The organism is Pedobacter sp. (assembly GCF_035566355.1).
Classification (GTDB): domain Bacteria; phylum Bacteroidota; class Bacteroidia; order Sphingobacteriales; family Sphingobacteriaceae; genus Pedobacter.
On sequence record NZ_DATMRL010000045.1, the window covers coordinates 1 to 12,049 of the forward strand.

11 protein-coding genes are annotated in these 12,049 nt (G+C 41.7%); 2 read left to right on the forward strand and 9 right to left on the reverse strand.

What is annotated here, in order from left to right; genetic code table 11:
* The 3 genes from VNZ46_RS01590 to VNZ46_RS01600 all read right to left on the reverse strand — a co-directional run.
* Positions 1 to 430, reverse strand: a 430-nt coding sequence (locus VNZ46_RS01590; protein WP_325558319.1) for a response regulator, incomplete at its 3' end; no start/stop codon positions are given.
* A gap of 103 nt (positions 431 to 533) precedes the next feature.
* The gene (locus VNZ46_RS01595) at positions 534 to 1,316 is read right to left on the reverse strand and encodes an enoyl-CoA hydratase/isomerase family protein (protein ID WP_325558320.1); all 783 of its coding nucleotides are present in this window, start codon (positions 1,314 to 1,316) and stop codon (positions 534 to 536) included.
* A gap of 3 nt (positions 1,317 to 1,319) precedes the next feature.
* Positions 1,320 to 1,739, reverse strand: coding sequence for a cobalamin B12-binding domain-containing protein (locus VNZ46_RS01600; protein ID WP_316834034.1), 420 nt, complete (start codon positions 1,737 to 1,739; stop codon positions 1,320 to 1,322).
* 80 nt (positions 1,740 to 1,819) lie between these two features.
* Here VNZ46_RS01600 and VNZ46_RS01605 point away from each other — a divergent pair, with 80 nt between their 5' ends.
* Complete coding sequence (locus VNZ46_RS01605; RefSeq protein WP_325558321.1) at positions 1,820 to 3,481, forward strand: glutamine--tRNA ligase/YqeY domain fusion protein; 1,662 nt, start codon at positions 1,820 to 1,822, stop codon at positions 3,479 to 3,481.
* Positions 3,482 to 3,549: 68 nt separating this feature from the next.
* Here VNZ46_RS01605 and VNZ46_RS01610 read toward each other — a convergent pair whose 3' ends face one another.
* Positions 3,550 to 4,383 carry an N-acetylmuramoyl-L-alanine amidase gene (locus VNZ46_RS01610; RefSeq protein WP_325558323.1) on the reverse strand — a complete coding sequence of 278 codons (834 nt, stop codon included), beginning with the start codon at positions 4,381 to 4,383 and terminating at the stop codon, positions 3,550 to 3,552.
* 231 nt (positions 4,384 to 4,614) lie between these two features.
* On the opposite strand from VNZ46_RS01610, the gene VNZ46_RS01615 reads away from it, so the two are divergent.
* Positions 4,615 to 6,297: a dipeptidyl-peptidase 3 family protein gene (locus VNZ46_RS01615; protein WP_325558324.1), complete on the forward strand. Its 1,683-nt coding sequence runs from the start codon at positions 4,615 to 4,617 to the stop codon at positions 6,295 to 6,297.
* Between the two features lie 544 nt (positions 6,298 to 6,841).
* Here the strand turns inward: VNZ46_RS01615 and VNZ46_RS01620 are convergent.
* The 5 genes from VNZ46_RS01620 to VNZ46_RS01640 all read right to left on the reverse strand — a co-directional run.
* Complete coding sequence (locus tag VNZ46_RS01620) at positions 6,842 to 7,204, reverse strand: response regulator (protein WP_325558326.1); 363 nt, start codon at positions 7,202 to 7,204, stop codon at positions 6,842 to 6,844.
* Between the two features lie 12 nt (positions 7,205 to 7,216).
* Positions 7,217 to 7,780 (reverse strand): chemotaxis protein CheB, encoded by a 564-nt coding sequence (locus tag VNZ46_RS01625; RefSeq protein WP_325558327.1) that lies wholly within the window; start codon positions 7,778 to 7,780, stop codon positions 7,217 to 7,219.
* 1 nt (position 7,781) lies between these two features.
* On the reverse strand, positions 7,782 to 8,603 hold the full coding sequence (locus tag VNZ46_RS01630; RefSeq protein WP_133779112.1) for a CheR family methyltransferase: 822 nt from the start codon (positions 8,601 to 8,603) through the stop codon (positions 7,782 to 7,784).
* Between the two features lie 5 nt (positions 8,604 to 8,608).
* Positions 8,609 to 8,983 carry a response regulator gene (locus tag VNZ46_RS01635; protein ID WP_133779111.1) on the reverse strand — a complete coding sequence of 125 codons (375 nt, stop codon included), beginning with the start codon at positions 8,981 to 8,983 and terminating at the stop codon, positions 8,609 to 8,611.
* A gap of 20 nt (positions 8,984 to 9,003) precedes the next feature.
* A partial coding sequence (locus VNZ46_RS01640) for a response regulator (RefSeq protein WP_325558329.1) occupies positions 9,004 to 12,049 on the reverse strand: 3,046 nt, incomplete at its 5' end.

The following is a 12,049-nucleotide window of genomic DNA, read 5'->3' on the forward strand; positions in this document are numbered from 1 at the left end:
TAGACTTGACTGGTTTCTCTTTAACCGGCGCTCCGGAGTTCCCTGTTTCACCAATTTCATTTAGTGCATACTGGGTTTCTATCGCCTTATTGATCGTTGTTAGAATTTCGTCCGGATAAAGTGGCTTGGTGATGTAGTCATGCGCGCCCAGCTTGATCAGTTCTACTGCAAGCTTGATGTCGGAATACCCAGTGATGATGATCACCCCTGTTTTTGGATAGCTTTCTTTAATTTTGATCAGCATTTCTCTTCCATCGGTATCATCCAGCCTGTAATCACAGAGTACCAGATCAAATGCTTCTCTTGAAAGACAGTCCATCGCCGTATTTCCAGTGGTTGCTGTATTGACCTCGAAACCGTTCCTGGTTAGGAACTTAGAAAGAAGCAAGCCTATATTCACCTCATCATCTACAATAAGAATTCTTCTCATATGTACTAAAAGATCTATATTATTAATATTTAAATATAGAAAAATAAATTTATCGTGTAATATTTTCTACACTTTTTCCTGGTCAATTCTAATGCCACAAAATTTATCGTCCGCTGAAAGATGGTTTTCTCTTCTCCAGGAAGGCTCCAACGCCCTCTTTAAAATCCGAAGTATCAAAACACTTGCCAAATTCGTTGATCTCAATTTCAAACCCATCTAACTTTGCATCTGAAGAAGCATTAATCGCTTTTATAGCACTGGTTATGGCCAATGGGGCACGCAGTTTAACTTTATCTAAAATCTCTAAGCACCTCGCTTTTAAATCTGATGCTGCAACCACGTGGTTAACCAGCCCAATTTCTGCTGCTCTGGCAGCAGTAATCATATCCGCTGTAGCAATCAGCTCAATTGCACGACCTTTTCCAACCAGGCGGGTCAACCTCTGGGTTCCTCCATAACCAGGGATCAATCCTAATGTGACCTCTGGCAGGCCTAGTTTTGCATTCTCCGAAGCAATACGGATATGACAGGCCATTGCAAGTTCAAGCCCCCCACCAAGAGCAAACCCATTGATGGCTGCTAAAACAACTTTGGAGCAGTTCTCAATGGCGTTAAATACAGTGGCCTGCCCATGAGCAGCCAGCTCTGCTCCCTCCCGGGCATTGTAATGGGCGAATTCCGAGATATCAGCACCCGCCACAAAAGCTTTTTCTCCTGCTCCTGTGAGTAATACCGCTCTAATATCTTCATGACGTTCTGCAAAAGAAATTGCATCTGCAAGCTCAGCCAGCGTATCCTTATTCAATGCATTTAATTTAGATTCCCGATTAATTGTCAGGTGCAGGACCTGATCTTTTATTTCTGAGATAATGTTTTGATAATCCATAATTTAGAAATTTCTATTTTCAGCTACCCAGTTTTTAATATAATCAACAATTGTAACCATAGTTGTACCTGGTGCAAATAATTCACCCACTCCGAGGGTTTTCAGCTTCTGCATATCTCCCTCAGGAATAATCCCCCCGCCTGTTAACAATACATCAGACAATCCTTTTTCTTTCATTACAGCGATAATCTTTGGAAAGACTGTCATATGTGCGCCAGACAGGATCGAAATTCCGATCGCATCCACATCTTCCTGCAGAGCCGTATTAACGACCATTTCAGGAGTCTGGCGGAGACCGGTATAGATCACTTCCATTCCTGCATCACGTAACGAGGTTGCAATCACTTTTGCTCCCCTGTCATGTCCGTCCAGCCCAACTTTAGCGACTAAAACACGTACTGGTCTGTTTAATGTACTGCTCATAAATTATACGAATTGTGAAAGGTAAAAGTAATTATTTTAGCGGTTTTATGTTAACTTTGGAGTCTAAATTTACAGTTTTTATGAGTGAGGAAAGATCATTGAACTTTATTGAAGAGATCATTGAAAACGATTTAAACAGCGGAAAATACAAAACTTTGATAACTCGTTTTCCACCAGAGCCAAATGGTTATCTGCACATTGGTCATGCCAAGGCTATTTGCCTGAATTTTGGACTGACCCAAAAATATGGCGGCTATACCAATTTAAGATTTGACGATACAAACCCGGTTACAGAGAAAACCGAATATGTAAACAGTCAGCAGGAAGACATCAAATGGCTCGGATTTCAATGGAAAAATGAACTCTACACCTCAGACTATTTTGACACGCTATATGATTTTGCAGTCAAACTGGTTCAAAACAACCTGGCCTATGTTGACCACAGTACTGCTGAAGAAATTGCAGCACAAAAAGGAACTCCCACTGAACCGGGCGTAGATAGCCAGTACAGGAACCGCAGCATAGAAGAGAACCTCGATCTTTTTACCCGGATGAAAAGCGGAGAATTTGAAGACGGGGCATGTACACTAAGGGCGAAAATAGATATGTCCAGCCCTAACATGCTGATGCGGGATCCTATAGTATATCGTATCAAACACGCAGAACATCACAGAACCGGCAACAAATGGTGTATTTATCCAATGTATGACTTTGCTCATGGACAAAGCGACAGCATTGAGGAAATCACCCATTCTATCTGTACATTGGAATATGTGTCACATCGCGAACTCTACGACTGGTTCATAGAAAAGCTGGGCATCTTTCCCTCACACCAGTATGAATTCGCCCGTTTAAATCTGACCTACACTGTCATGAGTAAGCGTAAACTCCTGCAACTGGTTAACGAAGGTGTGGTTAGCGGCTGGGACGATCCCCGTATGCCAACCATTAGTGGATTGAGACGCCGCGGGTACACTCCAGAAAGCATTCGTGAATTTTGTGAAAGGATCGGAATCGCAAAAAGAGAAAATCTGATTGAGCTCAGTCTTTTAGAGTTTTGCATCCGCGAACACCTGAATAAAACAGCTAACCGGGTTATGGCCGTTACAGACCCTATCAAAATGGTCATCACGAATTATCCGGCAGGCCAGGAAGAGATCCTTGTTGGAGAAAACAACCCTGAGGCCGAAGATAAAGGCGGTCACCGGGAAATCCCTTTCAGCAATGAGCTTTGGATAGAGCGTGAAGACTTTATGGAGGAACCTGCAAAAAAATGGTTCAGGCTTGCTCCCGGAGCGATGGTAAGACTTAAACATGCCTATATTGTAAAATGTGAGGATTTTGTAAAAGATTCAAATGGAAATGTAACCGAGATCCACTGCAGTTATATTCCAGAATCCAAAAGCGGCGAAGATACTAGTGGTATTAATGTTAAAGGAACAATCCATTGGGTGAGTAAAGCACACGCTAAAACGGCTGAGATACGTATCTATGACCGCTTATTCAGTGTGGAATCTCCAGATAGCGAAGAAGGTGATTTTAAAGATTACCTGAATCCAAACAGTATTGAAGTGATCAAAAATGCCTATATAGAACCTTATCTTGCCAATGCAGATGTGGATTCAAAGTATCAGTTCATTCGCAAAGGGTACTATTGTTTTGATAAAGAATCCACACCAGACAAATTGATCTTTAACCGGACAGTTGGTCTTAAAGATGCCTGGGCTAAGGGGAGTAAATAGCTTTAACAAAAAAGCGACTGATTCTTTGGATCAGTCGCTTTTTTGTTATAAAATCCTTCCGTAGCCCCTTACAGGTACTTTGTATATAAATTGTACAAGATCAGTTTATCTGCAGGCGTTAGCTTCGGTGTAATATCACTTTGCACAAAGTGCCGCTTAAAAGCCGTTATTGCTGCTCCGATATTACTGATATCATAACCAATCAAACGAAGCGCCACATCAGTATTAAAATCAGCTGGCGGTAATTTCAGTACAGGATCATACCAATAGCCAAACCCTTTTTCTGCCAGTTTCTTCCAGGGAAATTTATTTGGATCAGGTTTCCGCTTCGGCGCAATATCCGCATGGCCAATAAAATTTGCAGTTGGAATATTATATTTTTTTTTCAGAGTCGCCAACAAGTAACATAAGCTATTGATCTGCGCGTCGGAGAATGGCTCATTCCCATTATTATCCAGTTCAATTCCAATAGATGAAGAATTCAGATCAGTATCATTTCCCCATCGCCCCACACCAGCGTGATTCGCCCGTAAATAATCATTAACCATTTGCACCACTTTACCATCCCTGCTGACCACATAATGCGCGCTAACCTGTGTTTTAGTCAATGTAAATGTCTTTATAGTTTCATCCAGGGAACTTTGCGCGGTATGATGAATGATCACAAAATTAGGTTTTCTGATACCAAAGTTCACGGTCCCTATAAATGACTGTAAACCTTCACCTAAAGAATCTATCCGTTGATTTTCGGGCGGAAAAGCCTGTATCGTTTCGGCAAAAGATTTTGCCTGCTGCTTGTAAACCTTATTCGTCGCAGCATACCTGCCTGAGGAACACGCGCCAAAAAAAAGAACAGTACTGCAGATCAGCAAAATGTTTGCCGGGAAGCTTTGGTTTGACATTTTCAATTTTTTAATCACCCTGTGAAATTAACCAATATTTATCTAAATGGTTTGGAATACCTTAAACTTTGTTTGTGCCCTGCATTTTTTTACTAATTTAGTTGCACTCTTAAATGCTGGGAAATTTAAATCTCGCATTCGGGGGCAGTTAAAGAATATTCATGAAAAACAATTGTGGGCCAGGCAAGTAAACAGATGCCCGACAAACACAATAAAACAAAAACATCCAAGATGAAGAACATAAAAAAGGCAACTCATCTCCTCATCGGCTGTGCTGTAGTCGCAGGCATGGCATCATGTACGGGCAATCCGGACAAAAAAACGGCTAAAACAGGAAAATCGACCGCTGCACAAGACAGCTTACAAGACTACGTAAATCACCGCATCGGCATCTATGAAACCGTAAAACTGACCACGAACCTGAATGACCTCAGTATTAACGAAAGAAAAATATTGCCCTTATTGATTCAGGCAGCCCAGATTATGGATGACTTGTTCTGGAAACAAACCTACCCAAAAGCAGATAGCCTCCTCAATACAGTTAAAGACGAAAATTCAAGATCATTTATAAAAATCAATTATGGTCCCTGGGATAGGCTCAATGGCGATAAACCTTTCATCACAGCAATTGGCCCTAAACCAGATGGCGCCACGTTCTATCCGGAAGGTATGACCAAAGAAGAGATTGAAAAAGCCAGCCTCAAAGACAAGTTCAACCCTTATTCCGTAATCAAAAAAGATGAAGCAGGTAAATTAAGTGTCGTTCCTTATCATGTACTTTTTGCAACGGAACTTCAGCAAGCCTCAAGTCTACTCAAGCAGGCAGCCCTGCTGGCAGAAGATCCCGGACTAAAGAAATACCTGAATTTAAGATCAGAGGCTCTGGTTACTGATAATTATACGGCCAGTGACTATGCCTGGCTGGACATGAAGAACAATGGCCTCGACATTATTATCGGGCCGATTGAAAATTACGAAGACAAAATGTTTAATGCCCGCACCTCTTATGAGTCTTACGTACTCGTGAAAGACAGGGTCTGGAGTAAACGTCTTGCAAAATATGTAAGTATGTTGCCAGAATTACAAAAAGGCCTTCCGGTTGCAGAAAAATACAAAACAGAAACTCCGGGCACCGACAGTGAACTAAATGCCTATGACGTGGTCTATTATGCAGGAGATTGTAACGCCGGATCAAAAACCATTGCAGTAAACCTTCCTAATGATGAGATTATCCAGCAAAAGAAAGGCACCCGCCGTTCTCAGCTGAAAAATGCCATGAAGGCAAAATTTGATAAAATCCTTATTCCTATCGCTAAGGAACTGATCGATAAAGATCAGCAGCAATATATTAAATTTGATGCTTTCTTTGCCAATGTGATGTTCCACGAAGTTGCCCATGGTCTTGGAATCAAAAAAACCATCTCCGGCAAAGGATTTGTTAAAGAAGCCTTAAAAGAGCAATATTCCTGGCTGGAAGAAGGTAAAGCGGATATCCTGGGTCTTTATATGGTAACAGGCTTACATAAAAAAGGAGAGCTCACAGGAGACATAAAAGACTATTATACCACCTTTATGGCGGGAATCCTCCGTTCTGTAAGATTTGGTGCGGCCAGCGCACATGGAAAAGCCAACATGCAATGTTTCAACTTTTTCAAAGAGAAAGGTGCTTTTTTAAGAACAGAAGCGGGAACTTATAAAGTTGATTTTGACAAATTCGCCACTGCCATGAACGAACTGAGCAATGTCATCATCACCCTCCAGGGAAATGGAGATTACAATGCTGTTGTCAAAGTACAAAAGGAAAAAGCAGTCATCCCCGCAGAGTTACAATCTGATCTGGACAGACTTAGTAAAAAGGGGATTCCTGTAGATATCATTTTTGAACAGGGTGTAGACGTTTTAGGCGTTAAGTAACCTTCATTTAAATTTTTAGAAGCCGGAAAAATAAAATTTCCGGCTTTTTTTATAGCCCATGGAGAGAACTTTCAACTTTTCTGTAACCTTTCCTTGCTTTCGCCGTCTATAAGAAACCGCAGACGCTATTACTTCATCTTTCCGGATACAAAAGAAAAGCATATTGATTATGTAACCGTAGCCTGTTCCACCTACCTGATTCTACCCTGATAAAAACAGCCTTGACAGATCCTCAGGGAAGGTTTCAATTCAATCAGATCAAAGCTGGGGCCTACTACCTCAAAGCAAACATGATGGGTATTCACTCTTAACCTCGAAGGTATTCGCACTGGACAATAAAAGCTTGCGCTTAGTGATGTTTCAATACACAGATCACCAAGCTCAGCAGTGCCTATCCTGGGCTTAAATACAATCTGAACCAAAAGAATGAAAGCCAGGTTGGCCGGATAACCCTGACCTATCGCTTTGGAAAAAATGAAATTAAACCTGCCCGAAAGCGCGTTACAGGTGTAGAAGAAGAGACAGGCTGAATGAAAAACTAAACTTATAAATGTTTGCTTACGATCTTTTCCAAATCTTCAATATCAAAAGGTTTAGAGAGGTATCCATCGGCTCCCGCTTGCTCTGCCAGTGACTTTACATCGTTATTGGCAGAGAAATAGATAACGGGAATATGCTTTAGCTCTTCGTGCCTTTTAAGCTCCCTGGTTGCATCTATTCCTCCTACATCCGGTAACCAGTTGTCCATAAAGATCAGGTCTGGTGTGTATGCCGTTACCTGGTCAATGATATCATTGGAAGTTGAGGAAGTCTTAATTTCGTAGCCAGCATCCTCCAGGATAATCGTACATAATTCCAGTATTTCCGCATTGTCATCAAAAATGAAGACTTTTTTTGGTGTAGCCATTTATAGGGGTTATTAGGACAACAAATTTATGAATTCTGCCATATCTTCAATATTTAAAATTCGATCTATTTTCACATGCTGTTTTGCCTGCTGTGGCATGAAGGCTACCTGAGCTGTATCCGGATTCTGGATAACAGCCATTCCACCCCATTCTTTAACCGTTTGCAAGCCATTAACACCATCTGAATTTGAACCCGAAAGCAATAGGCACACCAGTTTCTTTTTATAAACTTCAGCAGCTGTCTGAAATGTAACATCAATCGCCGGTCTGGAATAGTTTACCTTTTCAGAGTAATCCAAAGAAAATGTCCTGTTCAGTTCCACCAGTAAATGATAATCTGAAGGAGCAACATAGACTGTTCCAGGAACAATCTCTTCTTTCTCTTCCACCTCCTTAACCTCCATTCTCGTCCTTCCTGAAAGCAGTTCAGGCAGTAAAGAATCAGCTCCATGCTTCCTATGTATCACAATAATAACCGGAAATCTTATATCTGGCTTAATTGCAGGCAACACCCGAAGTAAAACATCCAGGCTTCCCGCAGATCCTCCAATAATTAAAGCTTCACAGTTTTCCATTTTAATTCGTTTTTCGCCAGATCTTCTCGCTCTGCAATCTTTTGTACTTTCTCGAAATCCTGGAAAAGTCTATCGTTTCTTTTGTCCCCAGGGCCAAATAGCCGAGGTCTTCCAGACTGTCATCAAAAAGCTCCAGTACTTTATGTTGTAAATCACGGTCAAAATAGATCAGCACATTTCTACATAAAATTAACTGAAATTCGTTAAAAGAATGATCGGAAACCAGATTATGTGTCGAAAAAATCATTTTGCTACGGAGCTCGTCATCAAATTTTGCAAGTGAATATTTTGCTGTATAGTAACTTGAGAAATCATTTTTCCCACCGGAAAGTATATAATTCTCTGAATATTGTTTCATATAACTCAGCTGAAACATCCCCTGTCCTGCTTTTTCCAGCACAGAGGGGTTAAGATCCGTTGCATAGATCAACGACTTATGCAGTAAATTCAACTCTTTTAACAGGATAGCAATAGAGTAGGCCTCTTCTCCGGTAGAACAGCCAGCCAGCCAGATCCGGATAAAAGGGTAAGTTCCCAACCTGGGCAGCACAACATCACGCAGCGTTTTAAAGAACACAGGGTCCCGGAACATCTCTGTAACGTTTACCGTAATCTGTTCTACAAATCGCTTAAAATATACGTTGTCATTAATAATCTTATATCTGAACTCGGCAAAGCCCGGAATTTTATCCAGGGAATACAGCCGGATCACCCTTCTCTTCAAGGAAGCTTTAGAATAGCCCGTAAAGTCATATCCATAATGTTCCAAAAGGTCTGACAACAAGATCTCAACCTGTTCATCGCTAATTAAAGGCAGTTCCAAATTGTTTATTTTAGATGTTGTGAGAGTAACTGTGTTAAACTATCCACGTTAATTGGTTTGGAGACATAACCTTTGGCTCCGGCCTCCAAACACCGCTCCCGGTCGCCAACCATAGCCTGAGCGGTTACAGCAATTACAGGAATATCTTTAAGATCTGGTATCTGCTGCATTTTTGCCATGGCCTGATAACCGTCCATTCCCGGCATCATCATATCCATCAGCACCACGCCAATTTCTTCATCTTCCGCCAAAAGCTGAAGCCCCTCCTCTGCACCAGTAGCCGACAAACAAGTATAGCCCTTTGCCTTCAAAACCGCTTTAAGAGCAAATATATTGCGGTTATCATCATCTACTATTAATACTTTTTTAGTGTTTCCCATAAACTCTACGGTTATGTCTTTTAAACTCTATTATACAACCAAACCCTTAGCAAAGAAACCAGCTGGTCTATATCCACAGGTTTTGAAATATAATCAGATGCCCCCGCTGCAATACATTTCTCCCGGTCTCCCATCATCGCCTTTGCAGTAACCGCAAGTACAGGCAGATTTTTATACGCGGGAATCTTCCGGATTTGTTTGGTACTTTCATAGCCATCCATCTCCGGCATCATCATATCCATCAACACAATATCCACAAATGGATTCTCCTTTAAGATCTGTAAAGCTTCCTTTCCGTCGGTAGCGGCAAGCACTTTCATCTTATGTTGCTCCAGGGCTTTGGTGAGCGAAAAAATGTTCCTCACGTCATCATCCGCAATCAAAACCGTTTTATTACTCAAAACCTCATAAAGGCCTCCAAGTTTTTCCGACACAGGCTTTTTCTTATCTTCTTCTTTGGCTTCCACTAAATGTAGGAAAAGACCTGCCTCATCCAATATCCGCTGATAAGAATGGGCTGTTTTCACCACAATAGAATCAGCATACTGTTTGATCCGGTTTTCTTCTCCCTTTGACAAATTTTTTCCAGTAAAAATAATAATCGGCAGGTTCTCCAATCCCTCACTTTTCTTAATCGTTTCCAGTGTTTCATAGGCATTTCTATCTGGAATGCCCATATCCAGAATCACACAATCCACCTCTTGCTTTTTCAGCGCGTCTATACTCTGTGTCACATTCGTTGCCACTTCTGTTTGAATGCTATAATTGCTTAGAAAATAACTCAAAGCTTCCGCATGTTGTTTGTTCTCTTCTACAATCAATACTTTTTTAGGGTGCCTGCTTAGTGCATGTTCCAGCTTATGAAAGATCTGCTTCATGTGCTCCAGGGCCACTGGTTTATTAATGAAATCAACAGCTCCCTTTAAAAGGCTTTCCTTCTTTACTTCCAGTGAGGACATAATATGTACTGGGATATGCCGGGTTTTTGGATTTGCCTTAAGCTCTTCCATGACCTGCCAACCGTCCTTAACCGGAAGCTGAATATCCAGAAGAATCGCCAGCGGATGATAATGATTTGCCATTTCTATACCAACATCACCCCTAACTGCCACAATTCCCTTATAATTCCTTTTCCTGGTAAATGACAATAGCGTTTTTGCAAAAGCCGTATCATCTTCTATAATCAGGATCACCTTATCATCCTTCAGGATATGACCTCTGTCATCTTCCACCTCCTGAGGGATCTCTGTAACAGTAAACCTTTCCGGAAGCGCCTCAGGAATCGTATCTACATAATTTGGCACCGCAAAAACAGGCTCTTTTTTCCCAAGGTTTTCCCCTTTTTCCGCTCCATTCAAGAATAAGGACAATGTAAATTCACTACCCACATTTTCTTTACTGGTTAGCTCAATCTCACCTCCAAGCAGCTTCGCCAGTTCCCGGCTAATAGATAATCCCAATCCGGTACCGCCAAATTTTCTTCGCGTAGAACCATCTGCCTGTTGGAAGGCTTCAAAGATTAGTTGTTGTTTTTCTACCGGAACGCCTATTCCTGTATCAGAAACTTTAAACAGCAACGCACGATTTTCTTTATCTGAGGTAATTGTCAGGCTTACTTTTCCCTGGCCTGTGAATTTAATCGCATTCGACAGCAGGTTCTTTAAAATCTGCTCCAGTCTCATTTTATCTGTATAAACTGGATCGATATCCTTTTCTACTTCAACAATGAGATCTAATCCTTTATTTTTCGCAATCGGATTAAATAAAGAACGCATATCTGTCGCAACTTCATTCACACTTACCGTTGCAAATTCCAATTTCATTTTACCTGCCTCTATTTTAGAAAGATCCAGGATTTCATCAATCAGCCCAAGTAAGCCTTGTCCGGAACTTTGGATCACTTCAGCATATTCAATATACTCCTTATCCAGCTCCTTATTCTCTGACATCAGTTTAGACAGCAACAGAATAGAATTCAGTGGCGTTCTCAACTCATGCGACATATTGGCCAGAAACTCCGATTTATATTTAGTACTGAGTTCCAGCTGTTGCGCTTTTTGCTGAATCTCCAGGTTTCTTTCCTGTATCAGCTGATTCCGCTCTTCGAGCAAACTGGTCCGCTCTTCCAGTTCCTGATTGCTCTGGAGCAACTCTTCCTGTTGTACCCTCAGCTCCTCTTCAGAGGTTTGGATTTTCTGCGTTTGCGCTTCCAATTCTGCATTCAAACCCTCCAGTTCACTATGCTGGGCCTGAAGCTCTTCGGCCTGAGCCTGAGTTTCTTCCAGGAATTCCTGCAACCGCTTCCGGTTCTGAGCAACGTGAATGGCAATTCCTATATTCGACCCAATACTGTTCAGGTAATCCAATTGAAGATGGCTGTAGACCGCCAGTGAGCCAAATTCCAGAACACCCACAACAGTAGCATCCCTGATGACAGGGACAGCCACAATATTCCTTGGCCGAGTGTTTCCTGAGGCATAGCTAATGGTCAGTTCTCCCTCTGGAATATCATTTAGCAAAACCTGTTTCCCAGAAAGTGCCGCCTGCCCCACAGTCCCTTCCCCTAAAGGAATAAGTTTAGTTTCTTCCTGATGATTAAGGGCATAACCTGCACTAAGTACAAGGCTCTTATTCTCCAGCAGATAAAAGGCACCTATTTGACTGCCCGTCCTTTCTACAGTAAAATCCAGGATATCATGGGCCAGCTCAGCCACTCCTTTTTCTCCCACCATTTTATCGTTCAGTCCCGCTATACTCGCCTGAAGCCATTCTTTATCGGCCAGCAAACCGAAAGAATACTCCAAAGATTCTGCCATGGCATTCAAATGCGCGGCAAGACTTCCCAAACCATCTTCGCCCTCCTGTTCAAGTCTGATGTGGTAATTTCCTTTGGAAATCTGACTAGACAATTCCTGTATCACCCGGATACGGGTATCCATTTCATCTTTTTTATCTTGTAAGGCCTGCTGAAGCCTGGTTCTCGTATTAAAATCCGAAGAAACCCGCCTATAAAAGAAAAAAGTGATCAGTAAGGCCAGACAAGCTGCAATAACAATTAATACCGGC